The following is a 24365-nucleotide window of genomic DNA, read 5'->3' as shown; positions in this document are numbered from 1 at the left end:
TATGGCGGCGCTGTGGTTTGGCGATCCGCGTCGAAAATTCGCACGGGCCTTTGCCAAAGCGGCGGCGCAGGCCCCCGCAGGGCCGCTGGCGGATTTTTACGCCGCCGGGATGCCGACGCTCGACGCTGCGGTGGGCGATGCCGAACTGGCGTGCATTGATCTCGAAACAGATGGTCTGACGCCGAGGCGCGATGCCATTCTGGAAGCGGGGATAGTGCCGCTGGCGCAGGGGCGATTGCAGGCCGGGCAGGCGAGGCGCATCCGATTTCGCCCGGCGCAGGCACTTTCATCCGCCAGCGTGGCGATTCATGGAATTACCGACGATGCCGCCGCCCGCGCGCTGAACGCGGATGAGGCGCTGGCGCAATTGCTCCCTCTTCTGGCCAGACGAGTGCTGGTCGCCCATTTCGCGCAGATCGAAGCGGAGTTTCTCGACCGGGCGTGTCGCCGCGTGTTCGGCGGGCCATTTGTCGCTCCGTTCGTTTGCACGATGCAATTGCAGCAGCGCTGGTTCGGCGGAAAGCCGGGCGAGATCGTGCGACTGGGGGCACTGCGCGTGCGGTATGGCTTGCCGCATTATGCCGCGCACGATGGTGTAAGCGATGCCTTGGCGTGCGGAGAACTGTTGCTGGCGCAGATCGCCCATAAGTCCGGACGCGAGCCGACACTGGCCGAAATGTTGCGGCGCTGATCCGGGCTTCCCCTCAGTCTTCAAGCTGTTGCGGCATTAGACCAAAGTCGCGCTACCAAACCAATGATCGCGCCCTAGGCTGCAAGCCGATCGTGGGAAAGCCACGGCAGGAATAACAGCCAAGGGGGAGGACGCTCATGTCCGACGACGAATCCAAGGTCGCACCCGCCGATAACGGCGCGGCGGGTGCATATTGGCGGGAAAATATCCGCCTGCTCATATCGCTGATGGTTATCTGGTTCCTCGTGTCCTTCGGCGCCGGGATCCTGTTCCGCCCGTTCCTCGATCAGTTCCACATCGGCGGTTTCCCGCTGGGTTTCTGGTTCGCGCAACAGGGTTCGATCTACGTCTTTATGGCGCTGATCTTCTTCTACACGTGGAAGATGAAACGGATCGAGCGCAAGTACGATCTCGACGATTGAGGAGGGGCGCATGTCTACGCAAGCACTGATCTATCTCTTCGTCGGGCTCAGCTTCGCACTGTATATCGGCATCGCCATCTGGACGCGTGCCGGTTCGACCAAGGAATTTTATGTCGCCGGTGGCGGTGTCCACCCGATTGCCAACGGCATGGCGACGGCGGCCGACTGGATGAGCGCGGCCAGCTTCATTTCGATGGCCGGTCTGATCGCGTTCATGGGCTATGACGGTTCGGTCTATCTGATGGGCTGGACCGGCGGATATGTGATGCTGGCACTGTTGCTGGCACCATATTTGCGGAAATTCGGCCAGTTCACCGTGCCAGACTTCATTGGCACCCGCTATTATTCCAAAGTGGCCCGGACGGTGGCGGTTATTTGTCTGATCTTCATCAGCTTCACATATATTGCCGGGCAGATGCGCGGCGTGGGTATCGTGTTCAGCCGGTTTCTCGATGTCGATATCGAGCTGGGTGTTATCATCGGGATGTGTATCGTCTTCTTCTACGCCGTTCTCGGCGGGATGAAGGGGATCACCTATACGCAGGTGGCGCAATATTGCGTGCTGATCTTTGCCTACATGGTTCCGGCGATCTTCATTTCGATCCTCATCACCGGCAATCCGATCCCGCAACTCGGCCTCGGTTCGATGGTGAACGACGGTTCGGGGATGTATGTTCTGGAGAAGCTGGACCAGTCGCTGCAACTGATGGGTTTCGGCCCTTACACCGATGGCAGCAAGTCGATGATCGACGTGTTCTGCATCACGGCCGCGCTGATGATCGGCACCGCCGGTCTGCCGCATGTGATCGTGCGTTTCTTCACTGTGCCCAAGGCATCGGACGCGCGCAAATCGGCAGGGTGGGCGCTGGTCTTTATCGCGCTGCTTTACACGACGGCTCCGGCTGTGGCCGCCTTTGCGCGGTTGAACTTCAATAACGAAGTCAACAACACCAGCTACGAGCAGGCCCCCGAATGGTTCAGGAACTGGGAGAAGAACGGCCTGATCGCGTGGGTCGATAAGAACGCCGACGGCAAGATGGAAATCGAGAAAGGCGATCCGTTCAAAGGCGCGCCTGATTTCGCGGACGGCACTGGTCCCAACGGCCATCGCCTGCTGACCAATGAAATCGACAGCGAAAACGGCAACGAAGTCTATGTCGACAAGGACATCATGGTGCTTGCCAACCCCGAAATTGCCAAGCTTCCCGGTTGGGTGATTGCACTGGTTGCGGCTGGCGGTCTGGCCGCGGCGCTGTCCACTGCGGCGGGGCTGTTGCTGGTGATTTCCACGGCAGTGGCTCACGATCTGCTGAAGAAAACCTTCAAGCCCGATATTTCGGAAAAGGGGGAATTGCTGGCTGCACGCGTGGCAGCGACGGCAGCGATTGTAGTGGCGGGCGTGCTCGGCATCTATCCTCCGGGATGGGTGGCGCAGGTGGTCGCTTTCGCTTTCGGGCTGGCAGCAGCTTCGCTGTTCCCGGCGATCTTCATGGGCATTTTCACCAAGGGGATGAACAAGGAAGGCGCGATCGCAGGGATGATCACCGGTCTGGTGTTCACATTCAGCTACATCGCATACTTCAAGCTGATGAATCCCGATGCCAACGTAGCGGAAAACTGGCTGTTCGGTATTTCGCCAGAGGGGATCGGTGTCATCGGCATGGTGCTCAACTTCGCGGTTGCGCTGGTCGTGGCGAAGATGACCGCTCCGCCGCCTGCAGAAATCGATGCGCTGGTCGAATCGATCCGCGTTCCCCGCGGTGCAGGGGATGCACACGCTCACTGACACAGTATAAGCTCCGGGTTGCACCTGAGGAGCTTTGGCGGGGGCGGCAGGAAACTGTCGCCCCCGTTGTTCTTTCCCGCTAGGCTGTGTGCGGAAGGGAGATGGGGGCGCACAGCCGATGATGGGGTGGTACGTTCCGGTTATCGTCGCCGTGCTCTATGCGGCAACCCTGTTCTGGCTGGCCCATGCCGCCGACGGGCCATCGCTGTCGCGCTTTGCCGATCGCCATACCAGGTTCGTGTTCGGACTGGCGCTGGCCGTTTATTGCACGAGCTGGACGTTTTTCGGCGCGGTCGGCACGGCAGTTTCGGCGGGACTGCAATTCCTGCCGATCTACCTTGGCCCGATCATCATGTTCGCGCTGTTCCCCGGCTTCGTCGAGCGGGTGTTGCAAGTCGGTAAAGCACAGCATTCGACCTCGATTGCCGATTTCCTGTCGGCACGTTACGGCAAAAGCAGTTGGGTCGCTGCGCTGGTGACGATGACAGCACTGTTCGGTGCTGTGCCTTATATGGCGCTGCAACTGAAATCGGTCAGCCAGACGCTGGCTGCATTGTCGCCGGGGATCGATGCCTATTTGTCCGACGGGGGCACGGGTCTGGCCGTTGCGGGCAGCATGGCGGCGTTCGCGGTGCTGTTCGGCACTGAACGGCTCGACCTGACGCAACACAATCGCGGGATGGTGCTGGCTATCGCGATGGAAGCGGTTGTGAAGTTCGTCGCCATCGCAGCAGTGGCGATCTTCGCGATTGCCATGCTGGTGGAGAACTCATCCCGCGCCGAAGTTGTCGATGCGGCGAGGCAGCAGTTCTCTTTTTCTCAGATAGACAGCCGGTTTGTCGTGCTGACATTTCTGGGGGCAATGGCGGTTCTGTGCCTTCCCCGACAGTTTCATATGCTGGTTGTGGAGGCGCGTGCAGACCGGATGCAGGGCGCGATGCGCTGGCTGTTCCCGAGCTATCTGGCGCTGATCTGCGTCGCTGTGGTGCCCGTGGTGCTCGCCGGGCGCATGCTGATGGACCACACCGCCAGCGCGGATATGCTGATGATCGACCTGCCGCTGGAGTTTGACGCGCATACGCTGGCACTGTTGGCCTTTATCGGCGGGTTTTCGGCATCGACCGGGATGGTCGTGGTCACCAGTATTGCCTTGTCGGGGATGGTGACCAACGACCTGATCGTGCCGACGTTCTTCGGTGACCGGCTGCGTCAGCCCGGCGATGTTCGCGATATTGGCCGCAAGCTGATTCCGATCCGCCGTGCATCGATTGTCGTGCTGCTGGCGGCTGCCTGGCTTTATGGCCGCGCGGCGAGCGATGCTACGCTGGCCGGATTGGGAGAGATCGCTTTTGCCGGGGCGGCGCAATTCGCGCCCGGGCTGTTACTGGGCTTTTTCTGGCGCTGGGCCAACAAGACCGGAATGATCGCCGGATTGGCCGGTGGGTGCATCGCATGGCTGGTGTTGCTGGCGCTGCCGGTATTCGGGCCGGAACTGGTATCGATCCGCCTCACCGACGATCCTCTGGTGTCTGGCATGATTATCAGCCTGACGATCAACCTGTCGCTGTTCGTGCTGTTTTCGCTGGCGGGGGAAGACAGTCTGGTCGACCGGGTGCAGGCGATGGCGTTCATCGAGCGCGATGGTGCCAGTGCCGCGCCCGATCTGATCGACACCCGTGCACAAGTGGCCGATTTCCGCCTGTTGCTGAGCCAGTTTCTGGGCGAGCGGCAGGCGCGCGAAGCGCTCAACTCGCTGCGGCTGGAAACCGGGCGCCCTTATCGCGACACCGACCGCGCCGACGGAGCGCTGGCGGACAAGAGCGAAAGGCTGATCAGTGCGATTCTGGGGGCATCGTCGGCCGAGGCGCTGATCCAATCGACGATCGAAGGCGATCCGGTCGCGCTCGAACGGGTTGTGGCGATGTTCGACGAAACGTCGCAGCGGCTGCAATTCGGGGCGGGCCTCTTGCAGATCGCGATTGAAAACATCGATCAGGGTATTTCGGTGGTCGATGACGATTTGCGACTGGTGGCGTGGAACACGCGCTATGTCGACATGTTCCACTATCCCACGGAACTGGTCGAACCGGGCAGGCCGATTGCCGACCTGTTGCGCTACAACATGCGCGTTCTGGGGTTCGAGCCGTCTTCCATCGAAGGGGAAATCGCCAAGCGGCTGGCGCATTTGCGTGCGGGTAAACGCCACAGCACCGAACGCGTGTTGCCCGATGGGCGCGTGTTGCGGGTGCTGGGCAATGCGGCGCCGGGTGGCGGCTATGTCACGACATATACCGACATCACCGCCGACCGCGTGGCGGAACAGGCGCTGGAAGCGAAAGTGTACGAACGCACACAGCAGTTGGTGGAAGCGAACTCCGCGCTGGAGGCGGCGACGCGTTCGAAGACCCGTTTCCTTGCGGCTGCCAGTCACGATCTGGTGCAGCCGATGAATGCCGCGCGCCTATTCGCCGGGGCATTGGCGGAACGGATGGATCATGGCGAAGCGCAGGCGCGTGACCGGCAATTGCTGGAACAGATCGACCGTTCGATCCTGACGGCCGACCGATTGTTGCGGGCATTGCTCGATATTTCGCGGCTCGATGGCGGTAGCGTCACGCTTAAACGCACGCGGTTTTCGCTCGACCGCGCCTTTGCCGATGTGGCTAATGAATTCGAAGTGCAATCGCGTGCCAAGGGACTCGATCTGCGGGTGATCCCTTCCGGCCTGTGGCTGGAAACCGACCGCGGGCTGTTTATTTCGGTGCTGCAGAACCTCGTTACCAACGCGCTGCGCTATACCGACAGTGGTAAAGTGCTGGTGGGTGCGCTGCGGCGCGGGCGCAAAGTGGAAATTGTTGTCGCGGACACCGGGCCGGGAATCGATCCGGCGGACCGGCATCGCATTTTCGACGAATTCACCCGACTGCACCCGGACCGCGATGGCGACGGGCTGGGGCTGGGCCTAGCCATTGTCCAACGGATCGCGACGATGCTGGGCACGGTGGTCCAACTCAAAAGCGAGCCGGGGCGCGGCAGCCGTTTTTCGTTCCGTATCGACTGGACAGAGCCTGCTCAGCCCGAAGCGCAACCTGTAGAGATACATCCTGCTTCACCTGTCCGCGCGGGTGTGCCGGTGCTGTGTATCGACAACGATCCGGCAAGCCGTGAAGCGATGGCCGCGTTGCTGGAAAGGTGGGGCTTCACAATTGTGGCTGCGAACCATCCCGACGATGTCGATCCGGCCTTCCGCCCCGCATTGCTCGTGCTCGACTATCGCCTCGACGACGGGCTGACCGGCGATGTGGCGAGCGAAATTCTGGCGGCCCGCTGGGGTGAATTGCCTCCGGCTATCCTGCTGACGGCGGAAGAGACCGAAGAGACGGAACGAGCTGCTGCCCGTATCGGCGCCCAGCGGATGATAAAGCCCGCCAGCCCGGCAGCGTTGCGGGCGCTGGTCAATTCACTGGTGCAGTAAGGGCTGGTGAGGTGGGAACGCGGTTCATCTCAGAATGCGATACCCGATCACCTCCGCCCCCGTCATTGTGCCAACGCCAATCTTTCGCACTCTCGTCGCCCCGGACCTGATCCGGGGCCCAGCTTTCCTTCGGCGGTGCGTTGGAGGAAGCTGGACCCCGGCTCGGGGGCCGGGGTGACGATTGTGGTGGAGAGCGGTTCCTCCGTTCCTCAGAACTCCCCCTCGCTGATCCCACGATCGCGCCCCCGTCATTGCGAGGAGTGCGGCAAGGCGGCAATCCATGATCACACATCACTTTCATCACAGCCAATGCGGCGGGGCTGACTTCCGCCCGTGGACTGGCTCTCTGCGTTCGCAATGATGCGGGGCGGGCGGTGCTGCCAGCTTTCTGAGTTGCCGGATCTATACCGCTCCGGAAGCGTCGAGGTGTTGGGCCAGCAAAGTCGCTTGCGTTCGGTTGGTTACACCCAGACGACGGAAAATCGCGGTGATGTGCGCTTTCACGGTCGCTTCGCTGATGTCCATTTCATAGGCGATCTGTTTGTTGAGCAGACCTTGCGCCACGAACTGCAGAATGCGGGTTTGCGCCGGGGTCAGCGAGGCGAGGCGGACGATGGCGTCATCACTGTCGCCTTCATCTGCCACTTCGGGGAAGCTGAGATCGCCGCTCTGCACCAGTGCGAGCGCACCCGTCATCTCTTCCAGCGATGCAGTCTTGGGGATGAAGCCTGATGCCCCCAGTTCGCGCGCTCCGGAGATTACCCGCGGATCGTCACTGGCGGAAATCACCACTACCGGCACCGCCGGATGGCTCTTCCGCAGATCGAGCAACGGGCCCAGTCCGGCGCTGTCGGCCATATGCAGGTCGAGCGTCACCAGTTCCACCTGTCCGTCCATCACGGCGCGCTGGGCAGAGGCGGCACCGGATACTTCCACGATATCGTGATCGGGCCACACCTGTTCGACCGAAGCGCGGATCGCTGCGCGCATCAGCGGATGATCGTCTGTAATGATGATCCGCCGGGCCATCGGATCAGCGATTCATGCGCCCTTCGATCAGCCCGTCGACAAGGCTGGGATCGGCCAGAGTGGAGGTATCGCCCAGCGATCCGTAATCGTTCTCTGCGATCTTGCGAAGGATGCGGCGCATGATCTTGCCACTGCGGGTTTTGGGCAGGCCCGGTGTGAAATGCAGATGGTCGGGCGTTGCAATCGGGCCGATTTCCTTGCGCACCCACTGGCGCAGTTCGGCGGTCAGCGCGTCGCTTGCTTCTTCACCCGCGTTCAGCGTGACATAGCAGTAAATGCCCTGCCCTTTGATATCGTGCGGGTATCCGACGACCGCTGCTTCGGAAACGCGGGCGTGCAGCACCAGCGCGCTTTCCACTTCGGCGGTGCCCATACGGTGGCCCGATACGTTGATCACATCGTCCACCCGGCCGGTGATCCAGTAATACCCGTCTTCATCGCGGCGGCACCCGTCACCGGTGAAATACTTGCCGCGATAGGTGGAGAAGTACGTCTGGATAAAGCGTTCGTGATCGCCATAGACAGTGCGGGCCTGACCCGGCCAGCTACGGGTGATGCACAGGTTGCCTTCGGTCGCGCCGCCGACAGTCTCGTCGGCCAGCACTTCGCCATCGTTATCGACCAGTTGCGGGCATATGCCGAAGAACGGCTTGCCTGCGCTGCCCGGCTTCATATCGTGCGCGCCGGGCAGAGTGGTAATCATGATGCCGCCTGTTTCGGTCTGCCACCAGGTATCGACAATCGGGATCGCCCCTTTGCCCACCTGTTCGTGATACCAGCGCCACGCCTCGGGGTTGATCGGTTCGCCTACGCTGCCAAGCAGGCGCAGGCTGGAAAGGTCGTGCTTCTGCACATAGCTTTCCCCTTCGCGCATCAGCGCGCGGATCGCGGTCGGTGCGGTGTAGAACACGTTGACTTTGTGCTTGTCGATCACTTGCCAGAACCGGTCGTGATCGGGATAGTTGGGCACCCCTTCGAACATCAGCGCGGTCGCACCGTTCTGCAGCGGGCCATAGACGATATAGCTGTGCCCGGTGACCCAGCCGATATCGGCGGTGCACCAGAACACCTCGCCCGGACGATAGTCGAAGACATAGCGGAACGTGGTTTCGGTCCACACGGCATAGCCGCCGGTGGTGTGAACCACGCCCTTGGGCTTGCCAGTGGAGCCGGAGGTGTAGAGGATGAACAGCGGATCTTCCGCATTCATCGGTTCGCATGGGCAATCGCTGCCGACGCCATCGGACAGTTCGTGATACCAGTGATCGCGCCCTTCGGTCATGGCGACATTGCCGCCGGTGTGGCGGAACACCAGCACGCCCTTCACCGGCGCTTTTTCGCAAGCGGCATCGACGTTGGCCTTGAGCGGAATCGACTTCGATCCGCGCAGCCCTTCGTCGGCGGTGACGATCCAGTCGCTTTCGCAATCTTCCACCCGGCCCGCGATGGCATCGGGGCTGAACCCGCCGAACACGACGGAGTGAATGGCGCCGATCCGGGCACAGGCGAGCATGGCCATCGCCCCTTCGGGGATCATCGGCATGTAGATCGTGACCCGGTCCCCCTTGGCGATGCCCAGTTTCTTGAACGTATTGGCCATTTTGGCCACGTCACGCTGCAATTCGGCATAGGTGATCGTGCGGACGGGGCTGTCGGGGCTGTCAGGTTCGAAAATCAGCGCGGTGCGGTCGCCGTTACCGGCATCGACATGGCGGTCCACTGCGTTGTGGCAGATGTTGAGCACGCCATCTTCGAACCATTTGATATCGACCGGATCGAACGACCAGCCGGAGATTTTCGTGGGTGCTTTCACCCAATCGAGGCGAGCGGCCTGTTCGGCCCAGAAACCATCGGGATCGTCGACGGAGCGGGCATACATCGCCTGATAATCCGCCAGTGTGCAGTTCGTGCCTTGCGCCGCCGCAGCGGGCCGTGCCACTACGTCTTCGTGCGTCATCACGTCTGCCGCCATTATCCAACTCCCGTTTTCATCTTCCCGATCGCGTTTCCCGATTCGCTGATCGGGGACGGTCGGCGATAGTATCGTATGTTACCCGCTGAGGCCTTACGACCATCGTAGTATAGACGATTTGCCGATAGAAACACCCCTGCGGGAATGCGAATTCTCCTCGCCGAAAATCATAATGGTGTGGGAGAAGTCCAGTGAAATATCGAACGACGCGAAAGGCGACGGTGCGGCTGGCAGTATGCCTGATGACGGCAAGTGCGCTGGTGCCTGTCAGTGTTCAGGCGAAGACCGGCGAGTCGGTCGAACAGCGGCTCGATAGGCTGGAAGCGATGATCGTTTCCTTGCAACAACAGATGAACACCGGGCAGGCACCCAGCGCGCAGCAGGCCGAAGCGGTCAGCCAGTTACGCTCAGCCGTCGAAGCAACGCGGGCGCAAAACCAGCAACTGGCGGCGCAGCAGGCGGAAACCGAAGCCCGCGTCGCGCAAGTCGAAAAAACGAGCTCTGCCGATGGATTTTCAGTGGGCGACACGCGAGTCACGCTGGGCGGCTATATCAAGCTGGATGGCAAAACGATCCGCACCAGCGGCGGGCAGATGGCGAACGGTTCGGTCGGGCGCGACTTCCTCTTGCCGGGCCTGATCCCGGTCGGTGGTGCTGCGTCGGGCTGGGATACCGATTTCCACGCCCGGCAAAGCCGGATTATCGTGAAGACCAGTACGCCGGTGGGTGACAAGTCGGTCGGGACGCACCTCGAACTCGATTTCATGACGACCAGCGGCGGCGATCAGCGGGTATCGAACAGCTATTCTCCCAGAATGCGGCAGGCATTCATCACGTATGACGGGTGGCTGTTCGGTCAGGCATGGTCGACGTTCCAGAATGTTTCCGCTCTGCCCGATACGCTCGACTTTGTCGGCACGATGCCGGGCACGGTGTTCGTGCGCCAGCCGATGATACGCTATAAAACAAAAGGCGGCCTCTCGGTCGCAATCGAAAATCCCGAAACCACGCTGACCAGCGTCACCGGCGCGCGGATTCAGCCGGGCGACGACAAACTGCCCGATCTCGTGCTGCGGTATGACAAATCGGGGTTTGCGATTGCCGGGATCGTGCGCCAGTTGACCGCATCCGACGCGATCCTGCCGACCAGTGACAGCGCGGTGGCCTATGGCGTCAGCGTGTCGGGCGTGGTCCCGCTGGGCGGTAAAGACGATCTGCGGTTCATGGCGACCGCGGGCAAGGGGCTGGGCCGCTATATGGGGGCGAACATCGTCAACGATGCAGCGATCGATATTTCGGGCAAGCTCGATCCGATAGCGACCTATTCCGGCTTTGCCGCCTATCGCCATTTCTGGGGGCCGAAACTGCGTTCGACCATCGCAGGCAGTTACTTCAAGGCGGATAATCCCGTGCTGCTGACCGGCAATACCCCAACCGATGAAGTGTGGAATGCGCTGGCCAACATTATCTATTCGCCGGTGCCCAAGCTCGATCTTGGGATCGAATACATGTACGCCAATCGCAAGAACGAAGCAGGGCTGGACGGAAATCTTCAGCAAGTGCAGGTTTCCGCCAAATATGCATTCTAGCGGTCGCATTATTGCATGAATTCCGGGCGGCCCCATTATGCGGGCCGCCCGGCCATTTGGAGAGCATACGATGACTTTCGCCGAAATCGCTGCCCGGGCAGAGAACGATCCCGATGCGTTCTGGATGGATGCAGCTCGTGGGCTCGACTGGGCGAAGTTTCCGCAAACTCCGCATGACCGGGATGGCGATGTCTGGTTCCCCGATGGCGAAATCAACACCTGCCACAACGCGGTCGACCGCCATGTCGCGGCGGGCCGCGGGGATACTGCCGCGCTGATCTATGAAAGCCCGATAACCGGCGCGACGGCAACATATAGCTTTGCCGATTTGCAGGAACGCGTCGCACGCACCGCAGGAATGCTGGTGGCCGAAGGGGTCGAACGCGGCGACCGCGTAGTGATCTATATGCCGATGATCCCCGAGGCGGTGTTTGCCATGCTCGCCTGCGCCCGGATTGGGGCGGTGCACTCGGTGGTGTTCGGCGGGTTCGCCGCGCCCGAACTGGCCAAGCGGATCGACGACTGTCAGCCGAAACTGGTGCTGAGCGCATCGTGCGGGTTCGAGCCAGGGCGCACGATTGCCTATAAACCGTTGCTCGATAACGCGCTGAGCCGTGCCACGCACAAACCGGTGGCGACCATCGTGTTTCAGCGCGAAGAGCTTGCCGCCGATCTGATGCCGGGGCGCGACCGGGACTGGGCCGCCGCATATGACGCCGCCGATCCGGTCGATTGCGTGACGGTGAAGGCGAGCGATCCGCTCTATATCCTTTACACGTCGGGCACGACCGGTACGCCCAAAGGCGTCGTGCGCGACAACGGCGGTCATGCGACTGTGCTGCACTGGTCGATGGGCGCGATTTACGGTGTGGATACTGGCGATGTGTATTGGGCGGCGTCGGATATCGGCTGGGTCGTGGGGCACAGCTATATCGTCTATGGTCCGCTGTTGAAGGGCTGCGCGACAGTGCTGTTCGAAGGCAAGCCCATCGGCACACCCGATGCGGGCATATTCTGGCAACTGGTGGACAAGCACGATGTGAAAGTGCTGTTCACCGCCCCGACCGCGATCCGTGCGATCCGTCGTGCTGATCCCGAGGGAGAGTTTATCGATGCGGCTTCGCTCGACAGCTTGCAGGCGCTGTTCCTCGCGGGGGAACGGGCGGACCCCGACACGTTGCTGTGGATCGCTGAGAAGCTGGGCAAACCGGTGATCGATCACTGGTGGCAGACCGAACTGGGCTGGCCCGCGATCGCCACTTGTTACGGGCTGGGCCAGACACATATCCGCGCGGGCAGTGCGGGCCATGCCGTGCCCGGCTATCGCTTCAAAGTGAAAGATGCCGGCGGGCAGGATATGCCCGCCGGTGCCGTGGGCACCTTGCTGATCGAACAGCCATTGCCGCCCGGTGCCTTCCGCACTTTATGGAACAACCCCGAGCGCTTCGCAGCCGGGTTCATGGATTATCCGGGCCACTATACCACCGGGGATGCCGGGAAAATCGATGAAGACGGGTTTATTCACATCATGGGCCGGACCGACGATATCATCAATGTTGCCGGGCATCGCCTGTCCACCGGCCAGATGGAAGAAGTGGTCGCCAACCATCCGCAAGTCGTCGAATGCGCGGTGGTCGGCGCGGCGGACGAACTGAAAGGGGAAATGGCGGTGGCTTTCGTAGTGACGAAGCCCGGTTTCGCCGATCACGAGGAAGCGAAGTACGAAATCGTCACGTCGATCCGGGGCGATATCGGGCCGATTGCCGCGCCGCGTGCGATCTATTTCGTCGATGGCTTGCCTAAGACACGTTCGGGCAAGATCCTTCGCAATTTGCTGCGCGATATCGTCAACGGTGCCGATGTGGTCGTACCGCAGACGATCGAAGACCCGGCGGTGATCACCCATGTTCAGGAGCGTGCTGCAGGCTGATCGCCGGTTCGCCGCCTGTGAAGCGGAAAGGGGAGGCGCGGCGGCGATAAATCCCCTATGCGCGCCCGATGGAGCGATACGATGCAATTGTGCTGGGGGCCGGGGCTGCCGGGCTGATGTGCGCGGCGGAAGCCGGGCTGCGCGGACGGCGGGTGCTGGTGATCGACCATGCGGAGCGGGCGGGGAAGAAAATCCTTATCTCCGGCGGCGGGCGCTGCAATTTCACCAATATCGGCACTGTGCCCGAACGGTTCCTGTCGGCCAATCCGCATTTCGCGCGCTCGGCGCTCAGCCGCTATACCCCCGCCGATTTCCTCGCACTGGTGGAGAGGTACGGCATCGCGTGGCACGAAAAGACGCTGGGGCAACTGTTCTGCGACGGGTCCGCGAAACAGATCGTTGCTATGTTGCTGGAGGAAGTGGAGCGCGGTGGCGGCACAGTGGTGTGTGGGCATGGCGTCACCGATGTATCACACGCCGATGGGCAGTTTGCCGTCACTACCACACAAGGCCGCTTCAGCGCCCCTGCGCTGGTGATCGCCACTGGCGGACCGTCGATCCCCAGGATGGGCGCGACCGGCTTCGCTTATGATCTGGCGCGCCAGTTCGGGCTGAAAGTGGTGGAACCGCGTCCGGCACTGGTGCCGCTGACGCTGGGGGGCGACGATGTCCTGTTCCGCGAACTGTCGGGCGTATCGGCGGAAGTGGTCGCCAGTGCAGGCGGCGCGTCTTTTCGCGAAGCGGCGCTGTTCACCCATCGCGGCCTGTCCGGCCCGGCTATACTGCAAGTGTCATCGTTTTGGCGGCATGGCGCCCCTGTTGCGGTGGATTTTCTGCCTGACCGCAGTGCCGAATGGCTGCTCGACGCCAAGCGGGCCAGTCCGCAAGCCACGCTGCGCGCCTTGCTGCGTGACGTCATGCCCGACCGGCTGGCGAATGTGCTGGCGGAGCGGGTCGGGCAAAGCGGAGTGTTCGCACCGAACGACCCGCTGGGCCGGATCGCTGACGCCACACTGCGCGATGCCGGGGGGCAACTGGCGGCATGGCGGTTCCACCCGAATGGCACCGAAGGCTTCGCTAAGGCGGAGGTGACGGCGGGCGGAATCAGCACCGCGGAACTTTCATCGAAAACAATGGAAGCCAAACGCGTTCCAGGTCTGTATGTAGTGGGTGAAGCCGTCGACGTGACGGGCTGGCTGGGTGGCTATAACTTCCAATGGGCATGGTCCAGCGGATGGGCCGCCGCACAAGCTATCTGATCTTTCCCTCCCGCTCTGTCGCCGTCGCGACATGGCCGACTATTCGTGAGTTTCATGCCTTTTTCCAACCTTCCCCCCGTCCTTGCAGAGGCGATTGCCGCGCGCGGCTATGCCGCGCCCACCGCTGTGCAGGCCGCTGTCCTTGCCCCCGATGCCGCCGGGCGTGACCTGATCGTTTCCGCACAGACCGGTTCGGGCAAGACCGTGGCGTTCGGCCTCGCCTTTGCCGCCGACCTGCTCGATTCGAATGGGCGACTGCCCCCTGCCGAATCGCCGCTGGCGCTGGTAATCGCGCCGACGCGTGAACTGGCGTTGCAGGTCAGCCGCGAACTGGCATGGCTCTATGCCGGTGCTGGTGCCCGGATCGCGACCTGTGTGGGCGGGATGGACGCATCAAAAGAACGCCGCAATCTGCGCGGCGGGGCGCAGATCGTGGTCGGCACGCCGGGCCGCCTGCGCGACCATCTGGAGCGTGGCGCGCTCGATCTGTCGGCATTGCGTGTCGCTGTGCTCGATGAAGCGGACGAAATGCTCGACATGGGTTTCCGCGAAGATCTGGAAGAAATCCTCGACGGTACCCCGCAGGAACGGCGCACTTTGCTGTTTTCCGCCACGATGCCGCGCCAGATCGTGGCGCTGGCAACGCGCTATCAGAACGATGCGCTGCGTATTTCGACCGTGGGCGACGAACGGGGCCACGGCGATATCGCCTATCAGGCGGTCACCGTCTCACCCGCCGAAATCGAAGCGGCGGTGGTCAATCTGCTGCGTTTTCACGAAGCGGAAACCGCGATCCTGTTCTGCGCCACGCGCGACAACGTCCGCCGTCTGCACGCCATGTTGCAGGAACGCGGCTTTGCTGTCGTTGCTTTGTCGGGCGAACATTCGCAGTCGGAACGCAATCAGGCGTTGCAGGCATTGCGCGACCGGCGCGCAAGGGTTTGCGTGGCGACCGACGTGGCCGCGCGCGGGATCGACCTGCCGACGCTGAGCCTGGTGATCCATGTCGAGATTCCCCGCGATGCGGAAACGCTGCAACACCGTTCGGGCCGCACCGGGCGTGCGGGCAAGAAAGGGACTGCGGTTATCGTGGTCCCTTTTCCCCGTCGCCGCCGGGTGGAATCGATGCTGCGCGGGGCGAAGATCGAAGCCGAATGGATCGATGCGCCGACCAAGGCTGCGATTCAGGAACAGGACCGTGAGCGCCTGCTCGGTGCGCTGCTCCAGCCGGTTGAGATCGAGGACGAAGATCGGGCGCTGGCGCAGCGGCTGATGGCGGAAAAATCGCCGGAAGATATCGCCGCCGCACTGGTGCGCGCCCATCGCGCGGCGATGCCTGCGCCAGAAGATCTGACCGAGAATACCCCCGAAGCGCGCAAGGCCGCGCAGCAGGAACGCCATCGCCCCGGCTTCGAAGATACCGTGTGGTTCAGCATGGCCATCGGCAGGCGGCACAATGCCGATCCGCGCTGGATTCTGCCGCTGCTGTGCCGCCGGGGACATATCACGCGCAACGAAATCGGCGCGATCCGTATCGGTGGGAATGAAACCCATTTTCAGGTGCCGCGCGCAATTGCCAGCCGCTTTGCCGACGCAGTCGAACGCACCGCTCAGGGTGATGACGATCAGGCCGCAATCCTGATCGAGCCATCCGAAGGCCCGCGTGAAGCCGCGCGCGACAATCGCTCAGGCAAGCGCGAGTTTGGTGGCAAGCCTTCCCGTCACGGTGGCAAGGGCCCACGCCGCGCCAACGATGGCGAGCGTACCTATGGCAAAGGGCCGCATAAGCCCGGCGGCAAATTTGCCGGCAAGAAATTCGGCAAGAGCCCCGGCGCGAAAGACGCCGGGCCAAAAGGTGCGGGACCGAAATCGTTCGGGCCGAAGGGCGGCAAGCCAAAGGGAAGCGGGCCGAAAGGCTGATTGCTGCCCCTGCGCTGAAACTATCGCTTCACCCGTCCTCCCTGTCCTGACCAACAGAAGGGGGCGACGGTGGGGTGGGGTAATCCGCTCAGTCGAACCCGGATTCGAGGAACCGGATCGCGCATCCGGCCAGCAGTGCGGTGCCGCGGGGCAAAGCGGCTTCGTCCACCATCATCCGCGGCGAATGGATCGAACACGCGCTGCGCCAGTCGTCGTCTCCCTCTGCCGCGACGCCCAGAAAGAACATCGCGCCCGGCACTTGTTCGAGCACGTAAGAGAAATCTTCCGCCCCCATGATCGGCGCGGGCAGCGATACCCAGTCATCGGCGCCGAACAGCTCGTCTGTCACTGCTCGCCCCAGCGCCACTGCGCGCGGATCGCACAGAGTCACGGGAAAACCGGGCGTGACAGTGACTTCGGCGGTCAGGCCATATCCCCTCGCCGTCGCTTCGGCAGTTTCGGCCAGCAGGGCGTGGGCCTTTTCGCGGTGATGGGGCGACAATGTGCGGATCGTGCCGCGCAAGGCGACTTCGTCTGCGATCACGTTATGCGCGGTGCCCGCGTGGATCATGGAAACAGTAACGACCACGGCATCGGCGGCGTTGAACCGCCGGGTGACCATCGCCTGTAGCGCTGTCACGATGGCGCAGGCGCCGGGGACAGGATCGTGGGTGTCGTGCGGCATCGAGGCATGGCCGCCGCTGCCTTTCACGAGAATATCGAACTGGTCCGCTGCCGCCATCAGCGCGCCCGCCCGCCCGGCCACCGCGCCGTGACGGGCATTGGGCATGATATGCAGCGCGAAGGCCGCTTCGGGCAGCGGGTCGATCAGCCCGTCGTCGAGCATATGGCGCGCGCCGTGGTACCCTTCCTCGCCCGGCTGGAACATGAACTGGATTTCACCCGACAGCTCGTTCGCGCGCGCCGCCAGCAGCTCTGCCGCGCCTGCCAGCATCGCAGTGTGGGTATCGTGTCCGCAGGCATGCATCCGCCCCGGCACTGCGGAAGCGAAGTCCAGCCCGGTCTGTTCGTCCATCGGCAGCGCATCCATATCTCCGCGCAGGAGTACGCGGCGCCCTGGCTGCCCGCATTTCAGCGTGGCCACAGCGCCGGTCGTCTGCCCGCCTTCGCGCCATTCGAGCGGCAGGTGCGCCAGCGCGGCGCGTACTTTTGCCAGTGTTTTGGGCGTTTCCAGACCCAGTTCGGGTTCGGCATGGATCTGGCGGCGCAAAGTCACAATCCGGTCGGAAAGCGCGCGGGCGGCATCGAGTAAGTCTGGATGAAGCATGATTCCCGAAGCTTACGCTGTGGAGGCGGTGTGGAAAAGGGGTGTGGGGCGCTTGTCGCCCTTTCCTGCGCAGGTTAACGCAATTTCGAGAGGACGCACCCAGCCGCAAGGTCCGCCGATGAATGCGCCGTTGATTTCCCCGTCTATCCTGTCTGCCGATTTCGCGTGCCTTGGCGAAGAGGTGCGCGCCATCGATGCCGCCGGTTGCGACTGGATTCATATCGATGTGATGGATGGGCACTATGTCCCCAACCTCACGATAGGGCCAGGCGTGGTCAAGGCGCTGCGCCCGCATACCGACAAGCCGTTCGACGTGCACCTGATGGTCAGCCCGGTGGACAACTGGCTGGAAAGCTTTGCCGATGCGGGGGCGGACATCATTACTGTCCACCCCGAGGCGGGGCCGCACATCCACCGCACGGTGCAGGCGATCCGCGCTCTGGGCAAGAAGGCCGGCGTCAGCCTGAACCCCGCGACCCCTGCCAAGATGCTCGATTATCTGATCGAGGAAATCGATCTGGTGCTGGTGATGAGCGTCAATCCCGGTTTCGGCGGGCAGAGCTTTATCTCCAGCCAGCTTCGCAAGATCGAAGCGATCCGCAAGATGATCGACAAGACCGGGCGCGATATTCATCTGGAGGTCGATGGCGGGGTCGACCCCGCCACGGCGCGGCAATGTGTCGATGCCGGGGCCGATGTGCTGGTGGCCGGATCGGCCACTTTCCGCGGTGGCCCCGACAGATATGCCGCCAATATCGCGGCGCTTAAAGGCCTGGCGGAGGTGCCCGCCTGATGGGTGACGCGACGTTGGTGGAGCCTCGCAGCACAGCCATCGGCAGCGACAGCGCTTTGCCGCTCGGCGATATGCCCGAACCCACCGTCGTCACCGCATCCGAACAACCCGCTGAAGTGATCCAACCGGCGCGGGCGCTGGTTCTGTCGGACTTTGCCCCGCCTTCGCTGGGCGCGGGCGAGCGGCTGATGCGGATGGCCTATGGCCTGGGCGTCTCCGGTTCCACTTTGCTGTCGCCGTTCCGCAAACCGGCCAAACCCCGTTTGCTGGCTACGGTGCAGCAGCCACTGGAAGGCGACCGGGCGGCCGGCATGGCGCTGCGGTCGGGGCATTTCCTGATCTATGGCGTCAAGGCGCCGATCGCGCAGGTCGATTTCAGCCCTGCCGCGCGACTGACGCCGCCGTTCGAACAATGCGTTCATGGCTTCACCTGGCTGGGCGATCTGGCAGCAGCGGCGCCGCGTGAACAGGGTGTGGCAACGGCGGAGCGTATCCTGCGCGCATGGCTCGATGCCAATCCTGCGCCGGGCAAGGGCGCGGCATGGCATGTCGAACATGCAGGCGCGCGCCTGCTCAACTGGTTCGTCTATGCGCCCTATATCCTGTCAGGCGACGATTCCGCTTTCCGCAACCGTGTGCTGGCGGCGATGGGGGAGACGGCACGCTGGCTCGACCGGAATGCTGCGCGCACGTCCGACCGGCTGGCGCAAGTGGCCGGATGGTCGGCCATTGTCGCGGCAGGATTGCTGCTGCCCGAAGGCAAGCCGCGCCGCCTGTTCGGGGAAGCGGGCCTGTTGCGCGCTCTGGGCGAACTGGTGGCGGAAGATGGCGGGGTGCTCAGCCGCAGCCCGCTGGCGCAAATGCAGGCGATTGCCCTGCTTACGACGCTGCGCGCCTGCTACGAAGCGGTGAAGAGCGATCCGCCCTCTGCGCTGGAAGCGATGCTGGCGCTGCTGGTGCCGCCTTTGCTGGGGCTGACCCATTCGGATGGCGGGCTGGGATCGTGGCAGGGCAGCGGCGCGGTTTCGGCGGAGCGGATTTCCGCGCTGATTCTGGCCAGTCGCGTGCGAACCCGCCCGCTGAAGAACGTGCGGCAATGGGGCTATCAGCGGGTTGCCGGTGGCAAGTCGGTGCTGATCTACGACGCTGCACCGCCCCCGCTTGCCCGCCATGCGCGCACGGGTTGCGCGTCGACGCTGGCATTCGAATTTTCCGCCAACGGCCAACGGATCGTGGTCAACTGCGGCGGTGCGGCGTTTGCGGGCGGGCAGGTGCCGGTGCGGATCGAACAGGGGCTGCGTGCCACTGCCGCGCATTCGACACTGACGCTCGACGATGCGAATTCCACCGCGGTCCTGCTGAACGGCAAAGTCGGTTCGGGCGTCGCGGAAGTGGAGGTGGACCGCCGCCAGCTGACGCTGGACAATGGCAAGGCCACCCGCGTCGAAGCGAGCCACAATGGCTATGCCGCGCGTTTCGGGCTGGATCATCGCCGCATTCTGATCATGCGCGACGATGGCAACGAATTGCGCGGGGAAGACCTGCTGTTGCCGGTGGGCAAGAAGGGCAAGCGCGGCAAGATCGGCTATGCCATCCGGTTCCACATCGGGCCGGGCATCGAACTGGCGCTGAGCGAAGATGGTAAGGGCGCCGGGCTGGCTTTGCGCGATGGCAGCTATTGGCAGTTCCGGCTCGGTCAGGTAGCGGACGACGCGAAACTGGCGATCGAGGAAAGTCTGTGGGTCGATGGCCTGGGCCGCCCGCAACCGATCCAGCAACTCGTATTGCAAGGGCTGACTTCTCGCGGCGGGGGATCGTTCTCCTGGCTGCTCAAAAAAATGGGATGAAATTCAGGTGACTGACGTAACGATCAAGCGGGCACTGTTGTCGGTGTCCGACAAAGCCGGATTGGACGATCTGGGCGCGAAGCTGGCGAAGGCCGGGGTCGATCTGGTGTCCACCGGCGGCACGGCGAAGGCCCTGCGCGATGGCGGGCTGGACGTGCGCGATGTGTCCGATGTCACCGGTTTTCCCGAAATGATGGATGGCCGGGTGAAAACCCTGCACCCGATGGTCCACGGCGGCCTGCTGGCGGTGCGCGACGATGCCGATCACGCGGCGGCGATGGAAACCCACGGGATCGGCGCGATCGATCTGGTGGTGGTCAACCTTTATCCGTTCGAAAGCACGGTCGCGCGCGGCGCGGATCGCGACACCGTGATCGAAAATATCGACATCGGCGGGCCGAGCATGGTGCGTTCGGCGGCGAAGAACCATCGCTATGTCACTATCATCACCGATCCGGCCGACTATCCCGAACTGCTGGAAGAACTGGCGAACAACAACGGCGCGACTACGCTGGAATTCCGCAAGCGTATGGCGGCGAAGGCATTTGCCGCCACTGCCGCTTATGACGCAGCGATCAGCCAGTGGTTCGCCTATGCCGATCAGCAGCAGAAATTCCCCCCGCAGGTCAGTATGACGCGGGTGCTGTCGGGCACGCTGCGTTACGGCGAAAATCCGCATCAGGATGCGGCGCTGTACCTGCCGCGCGGCCCGCACACCAACGGTCTGCCGCAAGCGCAACAGGTGCAGGGCAAGGAACTGAGCTATAACAATTACAACGATGCCAACGCAGCGTTCGAACTGGCTGCCGAATTCGGTGGGCAGGAACCGGCGGTGGTGATCGTGAAGCACGCCAATCCGTGCGGCGTGGCGCAGCGCGGCACTTTGCTGGAGGCGTGGAACGATGCGCTGGCGTGCGACAGCGTTTCGGCATTCGGCGGGATCGTCGCCACAAATGTCCCGCTCGATGGCCCGACGGCAGAGGCGATCTGCGAAATCTTCACCGAAGTCGTCGTCGCGCCGGGGGCGGACGATGCCGCGAAGGCTGCTTTTGCGCGCAAGAAGAACCTGCGCCTGTTGCTGACCGATGGTCTGCCCGATCCGCGCCGAGCGGGGCAGACGCTGGCGATCATCGCTGGGGGCATTCTGGTGCAGGATCGCGACAACGGCGCGATCACGGCAGACGATCTGAAAGTCGTGACCGACCGCGCACCGACCGAGCAGGAACTGAAAGATTGCCTGTTCGCATGGACCGTGGCGCGCCACGTGAAATCGAACGCGATTGTCTATGCTAAGGATGGTGCCACTGCCGGGATCGGCGCGGGCCAGATGAACCGCCGCGATTCGTCGCGCATCGCCGCGATGAAAGCGGCTGAGGCGGCGGAGAAATACGGCTGGGCCTCGCCGCGTACAGTGGGCAGTGCCGTCGCATCCGATGCGTTTTTCCCGTTTGCCGATGGTCTGCTGGCCGCTGCCGAAGCCGGGGCGACCGCAGTGATCCAGCCGGGCGGTTCGATCCGCGACGAAGAAGTGATCGCCGCCGCGAACGAAGCCGGTCTGGCGATGGTCTTCACCGGGATGCGCCATTTCCGGCACTAGAGTCGTGGGTGTGACGTTCACCGCATAATTGGTCGCCCCGCCCCTCGTGACTGCGGGGAGTCGCAGGCGACATGGCAATCCATAGCGCGGACCTTGCCTCCACCACGGCAGACGCGATGGGCGGAACCGTCAGGCAATGGATTGCTTCACTGCGTTCGCAATGACGAGTGGAGGGTGGTGTGAACCGGGGCGACGCTTTTCGGGCGCGGCGCTGGAGGAAGCTGGCCCCCGGCTCGGTGGCCGGGGTGACGGGGTCGGGGTAGCGGGGTGGTAGGCCCAAACCTCCTCCTCGGCGCCCACCCCTCGTCATTGCGAGGAGCCGCAGGCGACGTGGCAATCCATAGCGCGGACCTCGTCTCCACCACGGCAGACGCGATGGGCGGAACCCTCAGGCAATGGATTGCTTCACAGTGTTCGCAATGACGAGAGGGGGGGTGAGCGTGAGAACGGGTCGGGCAACAATTCAGCCGCCACCTCACCTGAACCCCGCACAACCTGTGCATTAAGCATCTTGCAAGCAGATCGGGTGTACCTATCTGGGCACTCCATACGAAAGAAGTGAATTCCCCATGCGCCTGTTCAAGTCCGACCTTTATCGCAATTTCGCCATCGGTTTCGCGATTGGCGCTGTGATCGTGGCGGTGAATGCAGGTGCGGACCCGTGGAACAGCGCTGTGCCGCAAGCTCATGCAGAGCCGGTTGCGGTGACTGCTGCGGCGGAGTGATCCGGCCTGCGCTTCTCGTAGTAATCGCCAGCTTCGCGCTGACATCGTGTCAGCAACCTGCCGTCGCCGGAGAAGCGACTTTTGATGCCCCCGCCGCTCAACGGGTTGCCCATGAAAAGCCGGGCCTGAAAACCGCGGTGTTCGCCGGTGGCTGCTTCTGGGGTGTGGAGGCGGTTTTCAGCCATATGAAAGGTGTGACCAGCGCTGTCTCCGGCTATCACGGGGGCAGCAAGGCGGACGCGGTCTATGCCAGGGTGAGCCGTGGCACCACAGGCCATGCCGAAGCGGTGCGGGTGACATATGACCCTGCCCGTGTGCGGTACGATCAATTGCTGCGGGTGTTTTTCTCTGTTGTGGCCGACCCGACGCTGAAAAACCGGCAAGGCCCCGATGCGGGCACTCAGTACCGCGCCGCGCTGGTGCCGCTGAATGCCGAACAGCGGGCGGTTGCCGCCGCCTATCTCAAGCAGATGGGCGCATCGGGCGTATGGAAACGGCCCATCGTTGCGCGGATCGAAGGGTACAAGGCATTCTACCCGGCGGAAAGCTATCATCAGGATTTCGCGCTGCGAAACCCCGACAACGGGTATATCCGCGCATGGGATGCCCCCAAAGTCGCCGCGTTGAAGGCACGCTATCCCGCGCTCTACCAGACGGGTTTTACCCGTAACTGACGGGCCGGGCAGGGCGACCGTGCGCTGCTATCTGGCGCTCCGGCCCGTGGCGCACTAGATAAGGGGTTATGGCAGGCCACAAACACCATTCGCACGAAGAACACAGCGGCGTCGATCTGGTCGATGCGGCGCGCGATGCGCTGGTCGCATCGGGGGAACAATGGACCGACTTGCGCGCCGAAGTGTTCGGTGAACTGGCGCATTATGCCTCCCCCGCATCGGCCTATGATATTGCCGATGGCGTGTCGGCCCGGCGCGGCAAGCGGATCGCGCCCAATTCGGTCTATCGCATTCTCGATCTGTTTGTGGCGCGCAATCTGGCCATGCGGGTGGAAAGCAGCAACGCTTATCTCGCCAATCCGCACCCTGGTTGCCTGCACGACTGCATCTTTCTGGTGTGCGACGAATGCGGGGAAGCGACCCATATCGACGACGACGCCGTCAGCCGCACCGTGCGCGCTCTGGCCGAAGTGGCGGATTTCCAGCCCGACCGCCCGGTGATCGAAATCCGCGGACTTTGCGCGGCGTGTCGGCCCAAAGGATAAGTTGCGCGGGTTTGGGGTGAGAGCGAGGCTCCGCCTCCTCCTCCCCTCGTCATTGCGAGGAGCCGTCAGGCGACGCGGAAATCCATCGTGCGAACCTAGCCGCCCATCACATCGGTTGCGACGGGCGGAAGCGTCAGGCCATGGATTGCTTCACTACGTTCGCAATGACGAAGGGAGGGGCGGGTTATGCCGGAGAGAGCGCCATCGGCGGCCTGCACCGCCGTCGCGCTACCGCCAGTTTTGCACATCTACGTCGCCCCGGACCTGATCCGGGGCCCAGCTTCTTCGGGCCAGCCTCCACAAGCCTCAGTTTACAGCGGCTTGCCCATACGGATCAGCGGGACGCGGTCTTCCACCCGTTCGATCGGTTCGTATCCCGCCACGCGGTACAGCGGTTCGCCCGATAGTGTGGCCATCAGTTCCACCCGCGTGAAACCGGCGCGCCGCGCTTCGTCCTCGCATTGCGTCAGCACCGCCTTACCCACGCCGCGGCGGGCGAAGGCGGGGTCGGTGTACATCGCCCGGATGCGGGCGGCTTCGCTGGCAGGGTCGAGCAGGCGCGGTTCGCGCAGATGGGTGCTGTGGTCGCCGCCATAGAGCGTGGCGCGCTTGCTCCACCCGCCGCATCCGGCGACTTTGCCGTCGAGTTCCGCGATCCAGTAAGTGCGGTCTTTCACCAGTTGCCGGTCCAGCCCCATGACTTGTCGACTCGCTTCGATTTGCGCGGGATCGAGGAAGCCCTGCTGCAAATGGGTGATCGCGCGATCCATCAGAGCGTCGAGTGCGGGCAGGTCGCTTTCGGTCGCGACACGCATAACAGGGG

Annotated in this window: 18 protein-coding genes; 14 read left to right on the top strand and 4 right to left on the bottom strand. The window is 63.0% G+C overall.

Features of this window, described 5'->3' with window-relative positions:
• Position 1: 1 nt before the first annotated feature.
• From D6858_RS04895 to D6858_RS04880, 4 genes are all read left to right on the top strand, one after another.
• Positions 2-691: an exonuclease domain-containing protein gene (locus D6858_RS04895; RefSeq protein WP_120107675.1), complete on the top strand. Its 690-nt coding sequence runs from the start codon at positions 2-4 to the stop codon at positions 689-691.
• 137 nt (positions 692-828) lie between these two features.
• On the top strand, positions 829-1113 hold the full coding sequence (locus D6858_RS04890) for a DUF4212 domain-containing protein (RefSeq protein WP_120107672.1): 285 nt from the start codon (positions 829-831) through the stop codon (positions 1111-1113).
• A gap of 10 nt (positions 1114-1123) precedes the next feature.
• On the top strand, positions 1124-2899 hold the full coding sequence (locus D6858_RS04885; protein WP_120107670.1) for a sodium:solute symporter family protein: 1776 nt from the start codon (positions 1124-1126) through the stop codon (positions 2897-2899).
• Positions 2900-3017: 118 nt separating this feature from the next.
• Positions 3018-6374, top strand: coding sequence for a PAS-domain containing protein (locus D6858_RS04880; RefSeq protein WP_120107668.1), 3357 nt, complete (start codon positions 3018-3020; stop codon positions 6372-6374).
• A 402-nt stretch (positions 6375-6776) separates the two neighbouring features.
• Here the strand turns inward: D6858_RS04880 and D6858_RS04875 are convergent, their stop codons facing one another.
• Together D6858_RS04875 and acs are read right to left on the bottom strand one after the other, a co-directional pair.
• A complete protein-coding gene (locus tag D6858_RS04875) occupies positions 6777-7403 on the bottom strand; it encodes a LuxR C-terminal-related transcriptional regulator (protein ID WP_120107665.1) in 627 nt (208 codons plus the stop codon).
• Positions 7404-7407: 4 nt separating this feature from the next.
• Positions 7408-9360 carry an acetate--CoA ligase gene (gene acs, locus D6858_RS04870; RefSeq protein WP_205664885.1) on the bottom strand — a complete coding sequence of 651 codons (1953 nt, stop codon included), beginning with the start codon at positions 9358-9360 and terminating at the stop codon, positions 7408-7410.
• A gap of 206 nt (positions 9361-9566) precedes the next feature.
• On the opposite strand from acs, the gene D6858_RS04865 reads away from it, so the two are divergent.
• The 4 genes from D6858_RS04865 (at position 9567) to D6858_RS04850 (ending at position 16073) form a co-directional block, all read left to right on the top strand.
• Entirely contained in the window at positions 9567-10964 is a 1398-nt protein-coding gene (locus D6858_RS04865; protein ID WP_225082467.1) for a DcaP family trimeric outer membrane transporter, read from the top strand.
• Positions 10965-11034: 70 nt separating this feature from the next.
• Positions 11035-12894, top strand: a complete 1860-nt coding sequence (locus D6858_RS04860; RefSeq protein ID WP_120107661.1) for an AMP-binding protein — start codon at positions 11035-11037, stop codon at positions 12892-12894.
• A gap of 68 nt (positions 12895-12962) precedes the next feature.
• Positions 12963-14153 carry a BaiN/RdsA family NAD(P)/FAD-dependent oxidoreductase gene (locus tag D6858_RS04855; RefSeq protein WP_120107658.1) on the top strand — a complete coding sequence of 397 codons (1191 nt, stop codon included), beginning with the start codon at positions 12963-12965 and terminating at the stop codon, positions 14151-14153.
• A 54-nt stretch (positions 14154-14207) separates the two neighbouring features.
• Positions 14208-16073: a DEAD/DEAH box helicase gene (locus tag D6858_RS04850; protein WP_120107656.1), complete on the top strand. Its 1866-nt coding sequence runs from the start codon at positions 14208-14210 to the stop codon at positions 16071-16073.
• Positions 16074-16161: 88 nt separating this feature from the next.
• On the opposite strand, the gene D6858_RS04845 is transcribed toward D6858_RS04850, so the two are convergent.
• The gene (locus tag D6858_RS04845) at positions 16162-17361 is read right to left on the bottom strand and encodes a M20 metallopeptidase family protein (protein WP_120107654.1); all 1200 of its coding nucleotides are present in this window, start codon (positions 17359-17361) and stop codon (positions 16162-16164) included.
• Positions 17362-17479: 118 nt separating this feature from the next.
• Here D6858_RS04845 and rpe point away from each other — a divergent pair, with 118 nt between their 5' ends.
• The 6 genes from rpe to D6858_RS04820 all read left to right on the top strand — a co-directional run bounded on the left by rpe (position 17480) and on the right by D6858_RS04820 (position 23542).
• A complete protein-coding gene (gene rpe / locus D6858_RS04840; protein WP_120107651.1) occupies positions 17480-18154 on the top strand; it encodes a ribulose-phosphate 3-epimerase in 675 nt (224 codons plus the stop codon).
• Positions 18154-20001, top strand: a complete 1848-nt coding sequence (locus tag D6858_RS04835; protein WP_120107649.1) for a heparinase II/III family protein — start codon at positions 18154-18156, stop codon at positions 19999-20001. The genes rpe and D6858_RS04835 overlap by 1 nt, the downstream gene beginning before the upstream one ends.
• Before the next feature lie 7 nt (positions 20002-20008).
• Positions 20009-21598 carry a bifunctional phosphoribosylaminoimidazolecarboxamide formyltransferase/IMP cyclohydrolase gene (gene purH, locus D6858_RS04830; RefSeq protein WP_120107646.1) on the top strand — a complete coding sequence of 530 codons (1590 nt, stop codon included), beginning with the start codon at positions 20009-20011 and terminating at the stop codon, positions 21596-21598.
• A gap of 569 nt (positions 21599-22167) precedes the next feature.
• A complete protein-coding gene (locus D6858_RS15750; protein WP_165859635.1) occupies positions 22168-22323 on the top strand; it encodes a hypothetical protein in 156 nt (51 codons plus the stop codon).
• Positions 22320-22997 carry a peptide-methionine (S)-S-oxide reductase MsrA gene (gene msrA, locus D6858_RS04825; protein WP_420823818.1) on the top strand — a complete coding sequence of 226 codons (678 nt, stop codon included), beginning with the start codon at positions 22320-22322 and terminating at the stop codon, positions 22995-22997. Before D6858_RS15750 ends, msrA begins: the two co-directional genes overlap by 4 nt.
• Positions 22998-23065: 68 nt before the next feature.
• Positions 23066-23542, top strand: coding sequence for a Fur family transcriptional regulator (locus tag D6858_RS04820; protein ID WP_120107644.1), 477 nt, complete (start codon positions 23066-23068; stop codon positions 23540-23542).
• Positions 23543-23853: 311 nt separating this feature from the next.
• Here D6858_RS04820 and D6858_RS04815 read toward each other — a convergent pair whose 3' ends face one another.
• Positions 23854-24357, bottom strand: coding sequence for a GNAT family N-acetyltransferase (locus D6858_RS04815; RefSeq protein ID WP_240623695.1), 504 nt, complete (start codon positions 24355-24357; stop codon positions 23854-23856).
• Positions 24358-24365: the final 8 nt, after the last annotated feature.

This window comes from Tsuneonella suprasediminis, from assembly GCF_003605755.1.
In the GTDB taxonomy this organism is placed as follows: domain Bacteria; phylum Pseudomonadota; class Alphaproteobacteria; order Sphingomonadales; family Sphingomonadaceae; genus Tsuneonella; species Tsuneonella suprasediminis.
This window is presented reverse-complemented; position numbering and strand designations above follow the sequence as displayed.

Bases quoted from the DNA above. Each gene is read 5' to 3' on its own strand.
- D6858_RS04895 (WP_120107675.1), top strand. From the start codon at position 2: ATGGCGGCGCTGTGGTTTGGCGATCCGCGTCGAAAATTCGCACGGGCC.
- D6858_RS04890 (WP_120107672.1), top strand. From the start codon at position 829: ATGTCCGACGACGAATCCAAGGTCGCACCCGCCGATAACGGCGCGGCG.
- D6858_RS04885 (WP_120107670.1), top strand. From the start codon at position 1,124: ATGTCTACGCAAGCACTGATCTATCTCTTCGTCGGGCTCAGCTTCGCA.
- D6858_RS04880 (WP_120107668.1), top strand. From the start codon at position 3,018: ATGATGGGGTGGTACGTTCCGGTTATCGTCGCCGTGCTCTATGCGGCA.
- D6858_RS04875 (WP_120107665.1), bottom strand. From the start codon at position 7,403: ATGGCCCGGCGGATCATCATTACAGACGATCATCCGCTGATGCGCGCA.
- acs (WP_205664885.1), bottom strand. From the start codon at position 9,360: ATGACGCACGAAGACGTAGTGGCACGGCCCGCTGCGGCGGCGCAAGGC.
- D6858_RS04860 (WP_120107661.1), top strand. From the start codon at position 11,035: ATGACTTTCGCCGAAATCGCTGCCCGGGCAGAGAACGATCCCGATGCG.
- D6858_RS04855 (WP_120107658.1), top strand. From the start codon at position 12,963: ATGGAGCGATACGATGCAATTGTGCTGGGGGCCGGGGCTGCCGGGCTG.
- D6858_RS04850 (WP_120107656.1), top strand. From the start codon at position 14,208: ATGCCTTTTTCCAACCTTCCCCCCGTCCTTGCAGAGGCGATTGCCGCG.
- D6858_RS04845 (WP_120107654.1), bottom strand. From the start codon at position 17,361: ATGCTTCATCCAGACTTACTCGATGCCGCCCGCGCGCTTTCCGACCGG.
- rpe (WP_120107651.1), top strand. From the start codon at position 17,480: ATGAATGCGCCGTTGATTTCCCCGTCTATCCTGTCTGCCGATTTCGCG.
- D6858_RS04835 (WP_120107649.1), top strand. From the start codon at position 18,154: ATGGGTGACGCGACGTTGGTGGAGCCTCGCAGCACAGCCATCGGCAGC.
- D6858_RS15750 (WP_165859635.1), top strand. From the start codon at position 22,168: ATGCGCCTGTTCAAGTCCGACCTTTATCGCAATTTCGCCATCGGTTTC.
- D6858_RS04820 (WP_120107644.1), top strand. From the start codon at position 23,066: ATGGCAGGCCACAAACACCATTCGCACGAAGAACACAGCGGCGTCGAT.
- D6858_RS04815 (WP_240623695.1), bottom strand. From the start codon at position 24,357: ATGCGTGTCGCGACCGAAAGCGACCTGCCCGCACTCGACGCTCTGATG.